This window comes from Ramlibacter alkalitolerans (genome assembly GCF_016722765.1).
In the GTDB taxonomy this organism is placed as follows: domain Bacteria; phylum Pseudomonadota; class Gammaproteobacteria; order Burkholderiales; family Burkholderiaceae_C; genus Ramlibacter; species Ramlibacter alkalitolerans.
The window spans coordinates 455,141-473,322 of the sequence record NZ_JAEQND010000002.1 but is presented as its reverse complement, the minus strand read 5'-3'; the positions used below and the strand labels follow the sequence as shown (position 1 = coordinate 473,322).

Here is an 18,182-nt window from a genome sequence, read left to right as displayed (position 1 = left end):
GCCGCGGCTTTGCGGCCAACGGGTCATACAGTGTTTGAATCTCTCCCCCCGCTCAATCAGCTTTTCCGTTGTGCCGGAACGACTTGGCGCACTGGCCCGGATCTATTCCGGACAGCAGTGCGCCTTCGCGGGGATGACGATGAAAGCGGTCCGGGGATGACGATCCTGTGTCGCCCCGAAATCACACATCCCATGCACCGCCGGTGGGCAGAACGGGGCACCGGGGCGACAATGTCGGGCATGGCCCTGAAGCTCTTTCGCAGCACAGGCTACTCCTCCCTCCTGATGCCGGGCGAGAGCCGGCTGGCGACGCATCCCTCACGGCTGGTGTTCGGCGCCAGCCTCTGGCTCGCCCTCGCCTGCAACGTGGGCCTGTGGCGGCTCGCGGCGGGGACGGCCGCCGACGTGCGCAGCGCCCTCGCCTCCGTGCTCCTGCTCGCCGGCGCCAACGGCGTCTTCCTCAGCCTGTTCGGCTGGCGCCGCACGATCCGCTTCGCCACCACCGTGGCCCTGCTGGCCGGCGCGCTCGTGGCCTGCGGGCTGTGGAGCCAGCAACTGCCGATCGAGACGCTGTGGCACGGCCCCTCGCGTTCGCTGCTGCCAGGCTGGGCCAGCTTCCTGCGCTGGCAGGTGATCGCCCTCATCCTCGTGCTGGCCGTGGTGCCCATCGTCTGGGTCTGGAACCACGGGTTGCGGCGCATGTCCGGCCCGGCGCAGCTCAAGGCCAACCTGGCGAGCGGCGTGCTTGCGGCCGTCGTCTTCGTGGCCGGCTTGCTCGCGGCGGGCTGATCCTCAGAACAGGCTGCCTTGCCCTGCCGGCGAAGGCGGCCGGAACAGGTCGGTGCGGAAGTCCGTCTTCTTGGCATTGAAGCCGATGCGCGCCGCCGCCTTGCGAAAACGCTGCGCGATCAGGTCGGCCCAGGCGCCGCTGCCCTTCATGCGGGTGGCGAAGTCGCTGTCGTAGTCCTTGCCGCCGCGCATCTCCTGGATGCGGTGCATCACGCGCTCGGCGCGGTCCGGGTAGTGCGTCTGCAACCACTGCCGGAACAGCGGCGCCACTTCCCAGGGCAGCCGCAGCACGTGGTAGAAGGCCTCGCGTGCACCGGCCTCCCAGGCGGCCTGCAGCACCTGCTCCATGTCGTCGTTCAGGAACGGGATCTGCGGCGCGAGGCTCACCCCGCAGGGGACACCGTGCTCGGCCAGCGTGCGCAGCAGGCGCAGCCGCCGGTGCGGCGCCGCCGCGCGCGGCTCCAGCTTGCGCGCCAGTTCCGCATCCAGGGTGGTGATGGTGACGTAGACGGCCGCGAGGCCCTGCTGCGCCATCGGGGCGATCAGGTCCAGGTCGCGTTCCACCCCGCTGGATTTGGTGACCAGCGCGAACGGGTGGCGCGCCGCGTGCAGTTCCTCGATCACCGCGCGGGTGAGCCGAAGCTCCCGCTCCACCGGCTGGTAGCAGTCCGTCGCCGTGCCGATGGCGATCAGCTCCGGCCGGTACGACCTGCGCGCCAGTTCCGCATGCAGCAGTTCGCGCGCGTTGCGCTTGGCGATGATCTTCGTCTCGAAATCCAGCCCCGGGGAGAGATTCAGGTAGCTGTGGGTCGGCCGGGCGTAGCAGTAGATGCAGCCGTGCTCGCAACCGCGGTAGGGGTTGATGGAGAGATTGAAGTAGATGTCCGGCGAATCGTTGCTGGCGATGAGGCTCCTGGCGGTCTCCCAGATCACCTCGGTGCGCGGCAGCGCCGCGACGTCTTCCTCGTCGCGCTGCCAGCCGTCATCGAAGGCTTCGCGGGCGTCCTTCTCGAAGCGGTGCGGGAAGCGGGTGGCGGTGCCGCGGCCCTTGATCGCCGACAGCGGCACGCGCACTTCTTCCGCCGTGTTGGCGGTGCTGCGGTCGACACTGTTCATGCATACAGTATGACCCAGATCAAGGACGCCGGCACACGACGAGGTGTAAAGGCCTCGCGGCCGGGCGCCCGCTAGGCGCCGCCGCTCAGGCGCTGGCCAGCGAAGGGATGGCCAGCCGCTCGCGCGCCTCGGCGTATTCGCGCTTCAGCCGGGCGATGTACTCGGCGGCGTGGGCGACGTCCCGGACCGCGGCGATTCCCTGCCCGCAGCCCCAGATGTCCTTCCACGCCTTGCGGTCGCTGCCGAAGCTCATCTTGCTGGGGTCGCTCTCCGGCAGGTCCTCCGGATCCAGGCCCGCGGCACGGATGCTGGGCTTGAGGTAGTTGCCGTGCACGCCCGTGAACAGGTTCGAGTACACGATGTCGTCGGACGTGCCCTCCACGATCATCTGCTTGTACGCGTCGGCCGCGCGGGCCTCGTGCGTCGCGATGAAGGCCGAGCCGATGTACGCGAAGTCCGCGCCCATGGCCTGCGCCGCCAGCACCGCACCGCCCGTGGCGATCGATCCCGACAACGCCACCGGGCCGTCGAACCACTGGCGGATCTCCTGCACCAGCGCGAAGGGGCTCTTGACGCCGGCATGTCCGCCCGCGCCCGCGGCGACCGCGATCAGGCCGTCCGCGCCCTTCTCGATCGCCTTGCGCGCGAAGGTGTTGTTGATGATGTCGTGCAGCACGACGCCGCCGTAGCTGTGGACAGCCTCGTTGACGTCGGTGCGCGCGCCCAGCGAGGTGATCACGATCGGCACCTTGCGGCGCACGACCACTTCCATGTCGTGCTCCAGCCGGTCGTTGCTCTTGTGCACGATCTGGTTGATCGCGTACGGCGCGGCGGGGGCGTCGGGATGCGCGCGGTCGTGGGCGGCCAGCGCCTCCTCGATCTCGTGCAGCCACTCGTCGAGTTGCGCCGCCGGCCGCGCGTTGAGCGCCGGCATCGAGCCGACCACCCCGGACGTGCACTGCGCGATCACCAGTTTCGGGTTGCTGACGATGAACATCGGCGACGCGATCACCGGCAAGGGCAGGTTGCGCAGGGCCCGGGGCAGCTGCCGCATCAGAACGCCTCCAGCGGCAGCGCGGTCACGCTCTCGCCGCCTTCGACGATGCTGTCCCGCAGCCCCGGCACGCGGGCGAGAACGTGGTCGGCATAGAAGCGGGCGGTGGCGATCTTGGCGCGCAGGAAATCGGCGTCCTCGCCCGTGGCGAGCAGGTCCTGCGCGACCAGCAGCGCGCGTGCGAGCTGCCAGCCTGCGACGAGGTTGCCGGCGAGCATCAGGTAGGGCACCGAGCCGGCGAACACCGCATTGGGCGAGCCCTTGCCCTGCTGCACGACGAAGCCGACCACGTCGAGGAAGGCCTTGCGCGCCGCGCTCAGCCGCTTCGCGACAGCCTTGGCCTCCGCGCTGCCGCTCCTGCCCAGTTCGCCTTCGGTCTGCTCGATCTGCGCCGCGATGGCCTGCGCCGTCTGGCCGCCGTCGCGCGCGGTCTTGCGCCCCACCAGGTCGTTGGCCTGGATGGCGGTGGTGCCTTCGTAGATGGTCAGGATGCGGGCGTCGCGGTAGTACTGCGCCGCGCCGGTCTCCTCGATGAAGCCCATGCCGCCGTGCACCTGCACGCCCAGCGAGGCGACTTCGATGCTGCTCTCGGTGCTGTAGCCCTTCACCAGCGGCACCAGGAATTCGTAGAAGGCCTGGTTCTGCTTGCGGGCGCCGGGGTCGGGATGGTGGTGCGCGGCGTCGTAGGCCGCGGCGGCCACGCAGGCCATCGCGCGGCAGCCTTCGGTGATCGCGCGCATGGTCATGAGCATGCGGCGCACGTCGGGGTGCACGATGATGGGCGCCGGGCCGTTCACCGAACCGTCCACCGGCCGCGACTGCACGCGGTCGCGCGCGTATTCCACCGCCTTCTGGTAGGCGCGCTCGGAAACGGCGATCCCCTGCACGCCGACGGCGTAGCGCGCCGCGTTCATCATGATGAACATGTACTCGAGGCCGCGGTTCTCCTGGCCGACGAGGTAGCCGGTCGCGCCGCCCGCGTCGCCGAACTGCAGCACCGCCGTCGGCGAGGCCTTGATGCCCAGCTTGTGCTCGATGCTCACGCACTGCACGTCGTTGCGCGCACCCTTGGAGCCATCCGCGTTCACCAGGAACTTGGGCACCACGAACAGGCTGATGCCCTTCACGCCTTCGGGAGCGCCGGGGATGCGGGCCAGCACCAGGTGGACGATGTTGTCCGCCATGTCGTGCTCGCCGTAGGTGATGAAGATCTTGGTCCCGAAGACCTTGTAGGTGCCGTCGGGCTGCGGCTCGGCGCGCGTGCGCACCTGCGCCAGGTCGCTGCCGGCCTGCGGCTCCGTGAGGTTCATCGTGCCGGTCCACTCGCCGGTCACGAGCTTCTCCAGGTACACCGCCTTCACTTCGTCCGAAGCCGCGGTGATCAGCGCCTCGATGGCGCCGTCGGTCAGCAGCGGGCACAGCGCGAAACTCAGGTTCGCCGAATTGAGCATCTCGGTGCAGGCCGCGCCGATGGTCTTGGGCAGCCCCTGGCCGCCGAAGTCCTGCGGATGCTGCAGGCCCTGCCAGCCGCCTTCGCGGTACTGGCGGTAGGCTTCCCGGAAGCCCGGCGTGGTCGTGACGCGCCCGTCCTTCCAGCTCGAAGGGTTGCGGTCGCCCTCGACGTTCAGCGGCGCCACCACCCCCTCGTTGAACTTCGCGCATTCCTCCAGCACGGCCTGCGCCGTTTCCAGGCCGGCCTCCTCGAAGCCGGGCAAGCGTGCGATCTGCTCGAGGCCAGCGAGATGCTGGATGTCGAACAGCATGTCCTTCAGTGGGGCGGTGTAGCTCATGGGAGGGTGGGCGTGAAGCGTTAGGCGTTGAGCGAAAAAGGAGAGGGCCGGACGTTCACGCTCAACGCTGAACGCCCGACGCCGAACTGCCTTACAGCGCCTTGATCAGTTCCGGAACGGCCTGGAACAGGTCCGCTTCCAGCCCGTAATCGGCGACGCTGAAGATCGGCGCTTCCGGATCCTTGTTGATCGCGACGATCACCTTGGAGTCCTTCATGCCGGCCAGGTGCTGGATCGCGCCGCTGATGCCGCAGGCGATGTACAGCTGCGGAGCCACGATCTTGCCGGTCTGGCCGACCTGCAGGTCGTTGGGCGCGTAGCCCGCGTCCACCGCCGCGCGCGAGGCGCCGATGGCGGCACCGAGCTTGTCGGCCAGCGGCTCCAGCACTTCATGGAACTTCTCGCTGGAGCCGAGCGCGCGGCCGCCGGAGACGACGACCTTGGCCGCCGTGAGCTCGGGCCGGTCGTTGGTGGCGATCTCCTGGCCCAGGAACTTCGACTTGCCGGCATCGGCCGCCGCGCTGGCGCTCTCGACCGCCGCCGTGCCGCCGCTGCTGGCGGCAGGATCGAAGGCCGTGGTGCGCACGGTGATCACCTTGACCTTGTCGGCGCTCTGCACGGTGGCGATCGCGTTGCCGGCGTAGATCGGGCGCTCGAAGGTGTCCGGGCTGTCGACCTTGCTGATCTCGGAGATCTGCGCGACGTCGAGTTTCGCGGCGACGCGCGGCGCGATGTTCTTCCCGCTGGCAGTGGCCGCGAAGAGGATGTGGCTGTAGTTGCCGGCGAGGGCGAGCACCTGCGCGGCCACGTTCTCGGCCAGGCCGTGCTCGAACTGGGCGCCGTCGGCGTGCAGCACCTTGCTCACGCCGGCGATCTGCGCGGCCGCCTTGGCCGCTTCGCCGGCATTGGCGCCGGCCACCAGCACGTGCACCTCACCGCCGCACTGCGCGGCCGCCGTGATGGTGTTGAGGGTCGCGCCGCGGATGTGCGCGTTGTCGTGTTCTGCGATGACGAGGGAGGTCATGGTGTTTCCGATGTTGGGGTGCGGAGGTGTTCAAGGATTTCTGAACGCAGAAGCCGCAAAAACGACGCAGAAGCCGCGAAAGAAAACCCTCAGGCCTTCTGGCGGTTTCTTCTGCGGCTTTTGCGTCACTTTTGCGGCTTCTGCGTTCTGCTTCCCGTTTTCAGATCACCTTCGCTTCGTTCTTCAGCTTCGCAACGAGCGTGGCGACGTCGGGGACCTTGACGCCGGCGCCGCGCTTGGGCGGCTCGGAGACCTTCAGGGTCTTCAGGCGCGGCTTGACGTCCACGCCCAGGTCCTCGGGCTTGACCACGTCCATCTGCTTCTTCTTCGCCTTCATGATGTTCGGCAGCGTCACGTAGCGCGGCTCGTTCAGGCGCAGGTCCGCCGTCACCACGGCCGGCAGGGACAGTTCCACCGTCTCGAAGCCGCCGTCGACCTCGCGCGTGACCTTCGCCTTGCCGTCCGCCACTTCGATCTTCGAGGCGAAGGTGGCCTGCGGCAGGTCTCCCAGCGCGGCGAGCATCTGGCCGGTCTGGTTGCAGTCGTCGTCGATCGCCTGCTTGCCCAGGATCACCAGGCCCGGCTGCTCCTTGTCCACCAGCGCCTTGAGCAGCTTGGCCACCGCCAGCGGCTGCAGTTCCTCGTCGGTCTGCACCAGGATCGCGCGGTCGGCGCCGATCGCCATCGCCGTGCGCAGCGTCTCCTGGCACTGCTGCACCCCGCAGGACACCGCGATCACCTCGGTGGCGACACCCTTCTCCTTCAGCCGCACCGCCTCTTCCACGGCGATCTCGTCGAAGGGGTTCATACTCATCTTCACGTTGGCGATGTCCACACCGCTGCCGTCCGACTTGACCCGGACTTTCACGTTGTAGTCCACCACCCGCTTCACCGGGACCAGGACCTTCATGCTCGGCACTCCTAGGGTTGTTCTGTGGGAATTGACGTTGACGTAAACGGAATTCTATGCGGCGGGCACGGCAGCGTTCCGACCGCGTGCCTGGATGCTGCGCCAGCGCAAAAAAGAACGACCGTTCGATTTTGGATTATAGGGGCAGCAGGGCGCGCTCCGGGTAATTCAGGACCGGCCGACTTAGGGGGCCGCCTTACAGTGCCGGGACATTACAAGGAGTTCGTTGGATGAAACACCGCCTGTTCTTCGTGCCCGCTCTCGTCACCCTGGCCGCGGCAGCGGCCGCGCCTGCCGGCGCGCAGACGGTGCTCACCGCGTCGAGCTGGGTGCCGCCCACCCACGCGCTGAGCCTCGCGCAGAAGGAGTGGTGCGACCTCGTCGAGAAGAACAGCGCCGGCAAGGTGAAGTGCAACATCCTGCCGCGCGCAGTGGCCAACCCGCCCGGCACCTACGACGCCGTGAAGAACGGCCTGGCCGATGTTTCCTTCACCGTGCACGGCTACACGCCGGGGCGCTTCGTGCTCACGCAGATGGCGGAATTCCCGTTCCTCGGCGACGGCGCCGAGCCGCTGTCGGTGGCCTTCAACCGCGTGGCGATGAAGCATCCGCAGTTCGCCCAGGAACACCAGGGCGTGCACGTGCTGGCCTTCTTCACGCACGGCCCCGGCATCGTCTTCAACACCAAGCGGCCCGTCACCAAGCTCGAAGACCTGCAGGGCCTCAAGTGGCGCGTGGGCGGCGGCATGGTCAACGAGATCTCCAAGGTGCTGGGCATGAACGTCACGCTCAAGCCGGCGCCCGACTCGTACGAGCTGCTGTCCGGCGGCGTGATGGACGGCACGCTGTTCCCGGCCGAATCGATCGAGTCCTTCAAGATCGAGAAGATCATCAAGTACGCGACCACCTTTCCCGGCGGCCTGTACAACACCAGCTTCGTCTTCATGATGAATCCCGCCGCCTACGCGAAGCTCGGGCCGGCGGAGAAGAAGGCCGTCGACGACGCCTCGGGCGAAGTGGCCGCGCGCATCATGGGCCGCCACTGGGACAAGGTGGACCGCCGGGCCTACGGCCTGATGCAGGCCAACAACGTGCAGGTCACCAAGGCCGACGCCAAGTTCGTGGCGGACGTGAAGAGCAAGACCTCGACGCTGGAACAGCGCTGGGTCAAGGAAGCCGAGGCCAAGGGCCTGAAGGACGCCGCCAAGGTGCTCGCGGAGTTCCGCTCCGAGATCGCGAAGCTGTCGAAGTAAGCGCGGCAACGACTCTGGTACAAAGGCGGCACCCGGGGCGACCCGGTGCCGCTTTCGTTCGAGGGAACGTCGAGGGAACCAACAACAACATGAACAAGCTCCTGGACCTGCTGTGCGGGCTCCTGTCCGGCATCGCGCTGTTCGCCATCATGGCGCTCACCTTCTTCGACGTGCTCGGGCGCAAGTTCGCGTCCAACTCCATTCCCGGCTCGCTGGAGATGACCGAACTGCTGATGGTGGTGGTGATCTTCGGTGCGCTGCCGCTGGTCTCGCGGCGCGGCGAGCACGTCGAATTCGATTCGCTGGACCCGTACCTGCCGCCGTGGGTGCGTCGCGCGCAATGGCTGGTCGTGAACCTCCTGTGCGGCGCCGTGCTGCTCGGACTCGCGTGGCTGATGTGGCGCACCGGCGGGCAGTTCTCCGAAACCGGCGAGACCACCGCGCAACTGCAGATCCGCAAGGCGCCCTTCATCTACGGCATGGGCGTGCTGTGCGGCCTGACCGGGCTGGTGCACCTGGCGCTGTTGCGGCAGGGGCCGCAGCAGCGCGGCGAAGGCGAAGGGACGGCCCTGTGACCGCGGCGCTGATCGGTTTTGCGGGCATCTTCCTGCTCGCGCTGCTGCGCGTTCCGCTGGCCTTCGCGATGGGCCTGGTGGGCTTCGCCGGCATCGGCCTCACGCGCGGCTGGCAACCGGCGCTGGCCAGCACGGCGCAGGTCGTGTACGAGACCGGCTTCGCCTACACGCTCTCGGTGATCCCGCTGTTCATCCTGATGGGCAACTTCGTGGCCCGCGCCGGGCTGGCGCACGAACTGTTCGCCGCCGCCTATGCGTTCATCGGGCACCTGCGCGGCGGGTTGGCGCACGCCACGGTGGCCGCCTGCGCCGGCTTCGGCGCGATCTGCGGCTCCTCGATCGCGACGGCGGCCACCATGAGCAAGGTGGCGTATCCGTCGATGCGCAAGCTGGGGTACAGCGATGCGCTGTCCACCGGCGTGATGGCGGCGGGCGGCACGCTGGGCATCATGATCCCGCCGTCGACCATCATGGTGATCTACGGGATCGTGACGGAGACGAACATCGGCAAGCTATTCGCCGCCGGCGTGATCCCGGGCGTGCTCACGGCGGCGATGCTGATGCTGGCCATCGTGGTGGTCACCTCGCGCGACCCCGAGCATGCCCCGCCCGGGGAGCGCGCGACCTGGCCGCAACGGTGGCGCGCGTTGCGCGGCATCTGGGGCGTGCTGGTGCTGGTGCTGGTGGTGCTGGGCGGCATCTACGGCGGCTTCTTCACGGCCACCGAGGGCGCCGGTTTCGGCGCGGCGGGGGCCTTCCTGTTCGCCCTGCTGCGGCGCAAGCTCACCTGGAGGAGCCTGTACGAAGTGCTGGTGGAATCGGCCCGCACGACGGCGATGCTGTTCGCCCTGCTGATCGCCGCGACGCTGTTCGCCAACTTCGTGAACTTCACGACCCTGCCCGGCGACCTGAAGGACGGCATCACGCACCTGGGGCTGTCGCCGACCATGGTGGTGGTGGCGATGATGGCGATCTACGTCGTGCTGGGCACCGTCATGGAAGAACTGACGATGGTGCTGCTGACGATCCCCCTGTTCTTCCCGATCGTGACCTCGCTCGGATTCGACCCGGTGTGGTTCGGCGTGCTGATCGTGATGATCGTGCAGATCGGCCTGATCTCTCCGCCCGTGGGCATGAACCTGTTCGTGCTCAACGCGCTGCTGCCCGGCGTGGGCCTGAACCAGATCTTCCGCGGCTGCTGGCCCTTCGTGCTGGTGATGGTGGTGATGCTGGCGGTGCTGATCGCGTTTCCGCAGCTGAGTCTGTGGTTGCCGTCGTTGATGAAGTAGCGCGAATATCCGTCATCCCCGCCCCAGCCGTCATCTCCGCCCCAGCCGTCATCTCCGCCCCAGCCGTCATCCCCGCGTAGGCGGGAATCCAGAGCGGCGCGAATCAGCGCCTTCCTTCGTCGCACGCGGACCCTCACCCCAGCCCTCTCCCGCAAGCGGGAGAGGGAGCGAAGCAGCGCGAGTGCCCCCACCCCAGCCCTCTCCCGTAGGGGGAGGGTGCAAGGCACATTCAGCGCTGCACCATGTGCACCACCCGCTGCGGATACGGGATGTCGATGCCTGCGGCACGCAGGCCCTTGAGCACGCGGAGGTTCACTTCCGAAACGACGCCGCCGGAGCCGTTCTGCGGGTCGGCGATCCAGAACAGCAGGCGGAACTCCAGGCCGTCGGCGCCGAAGCGCACCAGGTGCACGCCCGGGCCGGGTTCGGCGATCACGCGCGGCACGCCCCGGGCGGCCTCCAGCAGGATCGCGCGGACCTGGTCCACGTCGGCTTCGTAGGTGACCGCGACCTCGGTCGTCAGCAGGATCCTGGGATCGGCGAGCGACAGGTTCTCGATGCGCTCCGTGATCAGCTTCTCGTTCGGCACGATCGACTCGCGCCCGCCCAGCGAGCGGATCAGCGTGTAGCGGGTCTTGATGTCCGCCACCACGCCCTCGAAGTTGTCGACGCGCACCGTGTCGCCGATGCGCAGGCTGCGCTCGGCCAGGATCACGAAGCCGCTGACGTAGTTGGCGGCCAGCTTCTGCAGCCCGAAACCGAGGCCCACGCCCAGCGCGCCCCCGAGCACGGACAAGGCCGTCAGGTCCACGCCGACGGCCGACAGGGCAAACAGGAAGCCCACCGTCAGCAGCACCGCGCGGATGGCGTTGCCGGCCACCTTGCGCAGCGACAGGTCCGCGACGGTGTCCTGCAGCACCTTGCGCTCCAGCGCCGCCGACAGCCACAGGGCCAGCACCATGACCAGCCCGGAGGACAGGACGCCTTGCACGATCGCCAGCAGGCTGACGTCCGTCGTGCCGAAGGCGAACTGGATGTTCTCCATCTCGCGCATGACGGCCGGCAGCAGGCCCAGGATCCACAGCGCCGCGGCAAGCCAGGCGAGCCACGAGAACAGGCGCTCCACCAGCCGCGCCATCGCCGAATGCGGAAACACCAGCGTGAACACGCGCGCCAGCAGCCGGATGCCGGCGAGGGCCAGCAGCACCGGCACCGCGATGCGCAGCAAGGGCACCGGCTGGAAGCGACCCTGGACCAGCGAAGCCGTGTAGGTGAGGGCGAGCGCCAGCAGCGGGAACAGCAGGCCGTCGACCAGCGCCTGTCCGAACCACACCGAGTCGCCGCGGCGCTTGCGCCCCACGAGCCAGGAGATGCCGTAGGCGACCAGCAGGCTGGCGGCGAGCGTGCCGATTTCCCACGGCGTCGCGCCACGATCGAGATCGGCGAGGAATCGCCTCAGTTCGTCCATGCCCACCCCGGGCGCGCCCTCATTGAGACCAGTTGGGTTTTCTCTTCTCGGTGAACGCGGTCACGCCCTCCAGGGCGCAGCTGTCCATCATGTTCGCGGCCATCGTCTGCGCGGCCAGCTGGTAGGCGGCGGCGATGCCCATCTCGCGCTGGCGGTAGAACAGCTCCTTGCCCATGGCGAGCGCAAGCCGCGGCTTGGCGAGGATGCTTTCGAGCAGGCGCGCGATCTCGGCATCGACCGCATCGGGTGCCACGGCGTGGTTCACCAGCCCCCGCTCGCACGCCTGTCCGGCGGAGATGAACTCGCCCGTGACCAGCATTTCCATCGCCTGCTTGGCCGGGACGTTGCGCAGCAGGGGCACGCTGGGCGTGGCGCAGAACAGGCCGTAGTTGACGCCGCTCACGGCGAAGCGCGCCTCGGTCGAAGCAACGGCCAGGTCGCACTGGGCCACCAGCTGGCAGCCTGCCGCCGTGGCGATGCCGTGCACGCGCGCGATCACCGGCACCGGCAGTTGCTGAATCGCGAGCATCATGCGGCTGCACTGCGCGAACAGCTTTTGGTAGTACGCCAGCTCGGGCTGCGCGATCATTTCCTTCAGGTTGTGGCCGGCGCAGAAGGCCTTGCCGTTGCCCGCCAGGACCACGGCCCGCGCGCCCTCGTCGCCGGCCAGGCGGTCCAGCGCGGACTGCAGGGCGGCGATCATTTCCTCCGACAGGGCATTGAAGCTCGCCGCCCGGTTCATGGTCAGCGTGACCACGCCGCGCGTGTCGCGGCTTTCGAGCAGCGCGGGCTCAGACATCGGCCAGCGCCCGCACGTGCGCCTCGACGCTGCGCCCCAGCGCGTCGAGGTTGTAGCCGCCTTCCAGGCACGAGACGATGCGGCCCCTGGCGTGCTTCCTGGCGACTTCGCGCAGCTTCTGCGTGATCCAGGCGTAGTCCGCCTCGACCATCCCGAGCTGCCCGAGGTCGTCCTCGCGGTGGGCGTCGAAGCCGGCGCTGATGAAGATCATCTCGGGCCTGAATTCCTCCAGCCGGGGCAGCCACGCCGTCTCGACGATCTCGCGGATGGCCGGCCCGCGCGTGTACGCGGGCACCGGCACGTTCAGCATGTTCTGCGCCTTGGCATCGGCGCCGCTGTAGGGATAGAAGGGATGCTGGAAGATGCCCACCATCAGCACGCGCGGGTCGCCGGAGAAGATGTCCTCGGTGCCGTTGCCGTGGTGGACGTCGAAATCGACGATGGCCACGCGCTGCAGCGCATGCCGCTCCAGCGCATACAGCGCCGCGACGGCCACGTTGTTGAAGAAGCAGAAGCCCATCGCGCGGCTGCGACAGGCGTGGTGTCCCGGCGGACGGACGGCGCAGAAGGCGTTTTCCAGCTCGCCGGCGATCACCGCGTCGGTCGCGGCCATCGCCGCGCCGGCGGCACGCAGCACCGCGTTCCAGGTGTGGCGGTTCAGGGCCGTGTCGGGATCGATGTAGACCAGGTCGGTGCCGCCTGCGTCTTCCTGCTCGCGCAGTTCGTCGGCCAAGCCGCGGATGGCCGCCACGTGCATGCGGTCGTGCGCGCGCTCGAGGCTGTCGGTGCTGGCCAGGGGCGCCTCGCGCCGCTCCACGACATCGAGCAGGCGCGCCGCGAGCATCCGGTCCTCGATGGCATCGAGCCGCTCCGGGCATTCCGGATGCCCGCGCCCCATGTCGTGTCTTCTGCAATCCGGGTGCGTATAAAAGCCGGTCTTGTGCATTGCTCGTCTCGGGGGCCGTTCGAAATTCAGATAAGGTCGCACTTCATGGAAGCACGACAAAAACTCAAAACGCTCCTCGACCAGCTTAACACGGTGATCGTCGGCAAGCCGTCCCAGGTCCGCGACTGTGTCGCCTGCCTGCTGGCGGGGGGACACCTTCTGATCGAGGACGTGCCGGGAGTGGGGAAGACGACGCTGGCGCACGCCCTGGCGCGCGCCTTCGGGCTGCAGTTCTCGCGGGTGCAGTTCACGGCGGACCTGATGCCTTCCGACCTTTCGGGCGTCTCGGTGTACGACCGCGGGCGCGAGAACTTCGTGTTCCACCCCGGGCCGATCTTCGCGCAGGTGCTGCTGGCCGACGAGATCAACCGCGCCAGCCCCAAGACGCAGAGCGCCCTGCTGGAAGCGATGGAGGAAAAGCAGGTCACGGTGGAAGGCGAGACGCGCGCCCTGCCCTCGCCCTTCTTCGTGATCGCCACCCAGAATCCGCACGACCAGCTTGGAACCTTCGCATTACCCGAGTCGCAACTCGACCGCTTCCTGATGCGCATCTCGCTCGGCTACCCGGACCGCGCCGCCGAACGGGCGCTGTACTCGGGGGCGGACCGCCGCGACATGGTGGAACGACTGGGCAACACCCTGTCGCCGATCGAGCTGCAGGTGCTGCAGCAGCGGGTGCTGGACATCCACGCCGCCGAACCGCTGCTGGACTACGTGCAGGACCTGATCGCCGCCAGCCGTTCCGGCCGCTGGTTCCTGCAGGGCCTGAGCCCGCGCGCCGGCATCGCCGTGATCCGCGCGGCCAAGGCGCAGGCGCTGCTGTCCGGCCGCGACTACGTGGCGCCGGACGACGTGCAGGCGATCCTGCCGCAGACCGTGGCGCACCGGCTCGTTCCGACGGGCGACGCGGGCCGCGGGCCGATGGAGCAGGTTCGCGCGATGATGCAGGCGGTGCCATTGCCATGAGAATGATGCGATGAGTTCGCCTCCGGCCTCGATGACGCGCCCCGCGCAGCGGCGGGCGTCATTCGGCCGCGCGCCGTGCCGCGTGCTGCGCTCCGTCTTCGGTCCGGTGATCGACACGCGCGACCGCATGCAGCGCTGGTGGGAGGCGCGCCTGCCCGTCACCGACACGCTGACCCTCACGCAACGCAACGTCTACATCCTGCCCACGCGGCCCGGCCTGATGCTGGGCATCACGCTGGTCGTGCTGCTGGTCGGCTCGATCAACTACCAGCTCAATCTGGGCTACCTGCTCACGTTCCTGCTGGCCGGCAGCGCCGCGGTGGGCATGCACGTGTGCCACGCCACGCTGCGGGGCCTCACGCTGATCCTCATGCCGCCGGCGCCGCAGTTCGCCGGCTCCAGCGCGACTTTTTCGGTGACCCTGAACAACACCCGGCGCTCGGTGCGGCACGGCATCGGCCTGGCCGTGCTCGATACCACCCACAGCGACCACTGGTCGTGGACCGACGTGCCGGCCCAGGGCACCTGCACCGTGCAGGTGGCCTTCCGACCCGAGCGGCGCGGCCTGCACCGGGTGCCGCCGCTGACGGCGGAGACGCGCTTTCCGCTCGGCACCTTCCGGGTCTGGACGGTCTGGCGGCCGGCCGCGCAGGTGCTGGTGTATCCCCAGCCCGAGCCCCACCCGCCGCCGCTGCCCGCCGGCGAACCGCGGGCCGGCGGCGTCGCGGCCAACCGGGTGCAGAACAGCGGCGAGTTCGAGGGCGTGCGCGCCTATCGCCGCGGCGACCCGCTCAAGCTCGTGGTGTGGAAGAAGGCGGCCAAGTCGCAGGAGCTGGTGAGCCGAGACACGCTGCAGGCGCAGCGGCTCGAACTCTGGCTGGATGCCAGCCGCACCGAAGTCGCCGATCCGGAAGAGCGCCTGTCGCGCCTGGCCGCCTGGGTGCTGCAGGCCGACAAGCTGGGGCAGGACTACGGGCTGCGCCTGGGCAACCAGCAGATCGCGCCCGGCACCGGCGAGGCCCACAAGCGCCGCTGCCTGGAGGCGCTGGCGCTGTGCTGAGCGTTGCCGCCCGCCTGTCGGCGCTGCCGCGCGACAGCCGCGACACGCTGTTCCTGCTCGCCGTCATCGGCTGGGTGGTGCTGCCGCACGTGCCTTACCTGCCCTGGTGGTGCTCGCTGTTCGTCGCCTGGGTGCTGGTCTGGCGCGGCCGGCTGGCCGTGCAGGCCAGACCGCTGCCGGGACGCTGGTGGGTCGTGGGGCTGCTGCTCGCCTGCCTGGGGGCGACCTGGTTCACGCACCGGACACTGCTCGGGCGCGATGCCGGGGTCACGCTGATCGTGGCGCTGCTGGCCCTGAAGACGCTGGAACTGCGGGCGAGGCGCGACGCCTTCGTCATCTTCTTCCTGGGCTTCTTCACGATGCTCACGAACTTCTTCTTCTCGCAGTCGCTGCTGGTCGCCGCCGCGATGCTGATCGGGCTGCTGGGGCTGCTCACGGCCCTCGTCAACGCCCACATGCCGGTCGGCCGGCCGCCACTGCTGGAAGCGGCCCGCACCGCCGGCTGGATGACGCTGCTGGGGGCGCCCGTGATGGCGGTGCTGTTCCTGCTGTTCCCGCGCCTGGCGCCGCTGTGGGGCATTCCCGGCGATGCGATGTCGGGGCGCAACGGACTGTCGGCCCACATGGAAGTCGGTGCCATCGCCTCGCTCGCTCTCAACGACGCCGTGGCCATGCGCGTGAAGTTCCTGGGCCCGGCGCCGCCGCAGCGCGACCTGTATTTCCGCGGCCCGGTGCTGACCGAGTTCGACGGCCGCAACTGGCAGCCCCTGTTCGCGCGCCTGGGCACGCGCTTTCCGCCGCCGCAGCTGGGCAACCCGCGCCTGAAGGGCACGGGCACGCCGGTGCACTACGAGGTGACGCTGGAGCCGAACAACCGCCCGTGGCTGCTGACGCTGGATGCCGCCGTCACGCCGCCGACCGTGCCGGGGCTGGAAGTCGCCATGAGCAGCGAGCTGCAATGGGTGTCGTCGCGGCCGGTGGTCGACCTGCTGCGCTACGAGGCGGAAAGCTACGTCAACTTCCGCCACGGCCCGCCCTCCAGTGCCTCGGTGCTGGCGCAATACCGCCAGCTGCCCGAAGGCTTCGATCCGCGCACGCGGGAATTCGCGGCCACGCTGCTGCGCGAGCACCCGCGCGACCCGCCCGCCATCGTGCAGGCGGCGCTGCGACAGCTGCGCACCGGGGGCTACACCTACACGCTCGAACCGGGGGTGTACGGCGAGAACACCGCCGACGAATTCTGGTTCGACCGCAAGGTGGGCTTCTGCGAGCACATCTCTTCCGCCTTCGCGGTGCTGATGCGGGCGGCGGGGATCCCGGCGCGCATCGTCACCGGCTACCAGGGCGGCGAGTTCAATGCGCTGGGCAACTTCTGGGTCGTGCGGCAAAGCGATGCCCACGCCTGGACGGAGGTGTTCCTCGACGGCCGCGGCTGGGTGCGCGTGGACCCGACGGGCGCGGTGGCGCCGGGGCGCACCGGCTCGCTGCAGCGGCTGACACCGCCGCGCGGCGCGCTGGAGACCGCGATGGAGACGGTGAACCCGAACCTCACGGCCATGGTGCGCACCGCGTGGGATGCCCTGAACAACAGCTGGAACCAGTGGATCCTCAACTACACGCAGAGCCGGCAGCTCAGCCTGCTGCGCATCCTCGGCTTCGAGTCCCCCAACTGGGAAGACCTGGCGCGCCTGCTGATCGGCGTGATCGTGCTGGCCGCGCTGCTGGGCGCCCTGTGGAGCTGGTGGGACCGGCGCCAGCACGATCCCTGGCTGCGCCTGCTGGGGCGCACGCGCCGGCGGCTGCGCAAGGCCGGGCTGGAGGTCGGCCGCTCCGATCCCCCGCGCCTGATCGCGAATCTTGTCACGACACGGTTCGGGCCGGATGCGAGACCATTGGCGGAGTGGCTGCTGAAACTGGAAGCGCAGCGTTATGCGCGCGCCAGCGAGGCCAGCCTGTCCGCGCTGCGGCGCGAGTTGCAACAGATCGCCTGGCCCTGCTGATGTCCCTCCTTCGCCTTGCCTGCACCCTCTTCCTGCTGCTGCCGCTGGCCGTGCCGGCGCAGGTGCCGCAGCCAGGCGGCGACGAACTGGTCGCGGCCGGCAAGGGCCGTGCCGCCCAGCGCGTGAAAGCGCCGCCCCAGCGCAGCGGCCCGGCCTATGCCGAACGCGAGGAGGCCATGCGCTTCGCCGACGAACTGGCGGAGCGCCGCAACATCGACCCGGCCTGGGCGCGGCGCATGCTGGGACAGGCGCAGAACCTGGCCGTGGTGTCGCGCCTGATGCAGCCGGCGCCGGCCACCACGGCGAAGAACTGGGCGCTGTACCGCAGCCGCTTCATCGACCCGGTGCGCATCCGCGCCGGCGTGCGCTTCTGGGAGGAGCACCGCCGCACGCTGGACGCCGTGGAGACGCAATACGGCGTGCCGGCGGAAATCATCGTCGGCATCGTCGGCGTGGAGACGATCTACGGCCAGCAGATGGGGGACTTCCGCATCCTCGACGCGCTCGCCACGCTCGCTTTCGACTTCCCCGACAGCCATCCGCGCGCGGCCGAACGGGCCCAGTATTTCCGCGGCGAACTGGAGCAGTTCCTGGCCTTCCACTACACGGAGAAGACCAGTCCCCTGACGCCGCGCGGCAGCTATGCCGGCGCCTGGGGCATGCCGCAGTTCATGCCGAGCAGCCTGGCGCGCTGGGGCGTGGACTACGACGGCGACAAGAAGGTGGACCTCGCCGCCAGCCCCGACGACGTGATCGCCTCGGTGGCCAACTACTTCAAGGGCTACGGCTGGATCACCGGCATGCCGACGCACTACCCGGTCAGCTTCGACCCGGAGAAGCTGGACCTCGATGCCCTGCTCGCGCCGGACATCCTGCCCACCTTCAGCGTCGCCAGCTTCCAGGCCAAGGGCGCCGTGCTGGAAGGCCCGGCCCTGGAGCACAAGGGTCCGCTGGCGCTGATCGAGCTGCAGAACGGCGGCGATGCGCCCACCTACGTGGCGGGCACCGAGAACTTCTACGCCATCACGCGCTACAACTGGTCCAGCTACTACGCGATGGCCGTGATCGAACTGGGCCGCGAAGTCAGGCAGGCCTACACGCGCCAGCAGAGCGCCAGCAACCCGTGAGCGGCACGCCCAGGCC

The 18,182-nt window shown here is 69.0% G+C and carries 16 protein-coding genes; 8 read left to right on the top strand and 8 right to left on the bottom strand.

From position 1 onward, the window contains the following. Window positions 1–240 precede the first annotated feature (240 nt). A complete protein-coding gene (locus JI746_RS05330; RefSeq protein ID WP_201687745.1) occupies window positions 241–789 on the top strand; it encodes a hypothetical protein in 549 nt (182 codons plus the stop codon). 3 nt (window positions 790–792) lie between these two features. On the opposite strand, the gene JI746_RS05325 is transcribed toward JI746_RS05330, so the two are convergent. From JI746_RS05325 to JI746_RS05305, 5 genes are all read right to left on the bottom strand, one after another. Next, window positions 793–1,905 (bottom strand): PA0069 family radical SAM protein, encoded by a 1,113-nt coding sequence (locus JI746_RS05325; RefSeq protein ID WP_201687744.1) that lies wholly within the window; start codon window positions 1,903–1,905, stop codon window positions 793–795. Window positions 1,906–1,990: 85 nt separating this feature from the next. After that, complete coding sequence (locus JI746_RS05320) at window positions 1,991–2,959, bottom strand: NAD(P)H-dependent flavin oxidoreductase (protein WP_201687743.1); 969 nt, start codon at window positions 2,957–2,959, stop codon at window positions 1,991–1,993. Continuing rightward, window positions 2,959–4,749, bottom strand: a complete 1,791-nt coding sequence (locus JI746_RS05315) for an acyl-CoA dehydrogenase (RefSeq protein ID WP_201687742.1) — start codon at window positions 4,747–4,749, stop codon at window positions 2,959–2,961. The genes JI746_RS05320 and JI746_RS05315 overlap by 1 nt, the downstream gene beginning before the upstream one ends. A 91-nt stretch (window positions 4,750–4,840) precedes the next feature. Beyond that, on the bottom strand, window positions 4,841–5,773 hold the full coding sequence (locus JI746_RS05310) for an electron transfer flavoprotein subunit alpha/FixB family protein (protein WP_201687741.1): 933 nt from the start codon (window positions 5,771–5,773) through the stop codon (window positions 4,841–4,843). 160 nt (window positions 5,774–5,933) lie between these two features. Continuing rightward, window positions 5,934–6,683 (bottom strand): electron transfer flavoprotein subunit beta/FixA family protein, encoded by a 750-nt coding sequence (locus JI746_RS05305; RefSeq protein ID WP_201687740.1) that lies wholly within the window; start codon window positions 6,681–6,683, stop codon window positions 5,934–5,936. 230 nt (window positions 6,684–6,913) lie between these two features. Here JI746_RS05305 and JI746_RS05300 point away from each other — a divergent pair, with 230 nt between their 5' ends. The 3 genes from JI746_RS05300 (at window position 6,914) to JI746_RS05290 (ending at window position 9,800) form a co-directional block, all read left to right on the top strand. Next, on the top strand, window positions 6,914–7,936 hold the full coding sequence (locus tag JI746_RS05300; protein WP_201687739.1) for a TRAP transporter substrate-binding protein: 1,023 nt from the start codon (window positions 6,914–6,916) through the stop codon (window positions 7,934–7,936). A gap of 89 nt (window positions 7,937–8,025) precedes the next feature. After that, window positions 8,026–8,511, top strand: coding sequence for a TRAP transporter small permease (locus tag JI746_RS05295; protein WP_201687738.1), 486 nt, complete (start codon window positions 8,026–8,028; stop codon window positions 8,509–8,511). After that, entirely contained in the window at window positions 8,508–9,800 is a 1,293-nt protein-coding gene (locus JI746_RS05290; protein ID WP_201687737.1) for a TRAP transporter large permease, read from the top strand. Before JI746_RS05295 ends, JI746_RS05290 begins: the two co-directional genes overlap by 4 nt. Before the next feature lie 229 nt (window positions 9,801–10,029). Here JI746_RS05290 and JI746_RS05285 read toward each other — a convergent pair whose 3' ends face one another. The 3 genes from JI746_RS05285 to JI746_RS05275 are packed head-to-tail and all read right to left on the bottom strand — an operon-like array spanning window position 10,030 to window position 13,013. After that, window positions 10,030–11,268, bottom strand: coding sequence for a mechanosensitive ion channel family protein (locus tag JI746_RS05285; RefSeq protein WP_201687736.1), 1,239 nt, complete (start codon window positions 11,266–11,268; stop codon window positions 10,030–10,032). A 19-nt stretch (window positions 11,269–11,287) separates the two neighbouring features. Continuing rightward, window positions 11,288–12,067 carry an enoyl-CoA hydratase gene (locus JI746_RS05280; RefSeq protein WP_201687735.1) on the bottom strand — a complete coding sequence of 260 codons (780 nt, stop codon included), beginning with the start codon at window positions 12,065–12,067 and terminating at the stop codon, window positions 11,288–11,290. After that, entirely contained in the window at window positions 12,060–13,013 is a 954-nt protein-coding gene (locus JI746_RS05275; RefSeq protein WP_201687734.1) for a histone deacetylase family protein, read from the bottom strand. Before JI746_RS05275 ends, JI746_RS05280 begins: the two co-directional genes overlap by 8 nt. Before the next feature lie 45 nt (window positions 13,014–13,058). Here JI746_RS05275 and JI746_RS05270 point away from each other — a divergent pair, with 45 nt between their 5' ends. From JI746_RS05270 to mltB, 4 genes are read left to right on the top strand one after another with little or no spacing between them, the layout of a single operon-like run. After that, on the top strand, window positions 13,059–13,979 hold the full coding sequence (locus JI746_RS05270) for an AAA family ATPase (protein WP_201687733.1): 921 nt from the start codon (window positions 13,059–13,061) through the stop codon (window positions 13,977–13,979). Window positions 13,980–13,989: 10 nt separating this feature from the next. Continuing rightward, on the top strand, window positions 13,990–15,039 hold the full coding sequence (locus tag JI746_RS05265) for a DUF58 domain-containing protein (protein ID WP_408004078.1): 1,050 nt from the start codon (window positions 13,990–13,992) through the stop codon (window positions 15,037–15,039). After that, entirely contained in the window at window positions 15,033–17,039 is a 2,007-nt protein-coding gene (locus JI746_RS05260; RefSeq protein ID WP_201687732.1) for a transglutaminase family protein, read from the top strand. The genes JI746_RS05265 and JI746_RS05260 overlap by 7 nt, the downstream gene beginning before the upstream one ends. Then, on the top strand, window positions 17,039–18,166 hold the full coding sequence (gene mltB / locus JI746_RS05255) for a lytic murein transglycosylase B (RefSeq protein WP_201687731.1): 1,128 nt from the start codon (window positions 17,039–17,041) through the stop codon (window positions 18,164–18,166). The genes JI746_RS05260 and mltB overlap by 1 nt, the downstream gene beginning before the upstream one ends. Window positions 18,167–18,182 lie beyond the last annotated feature (16 nt).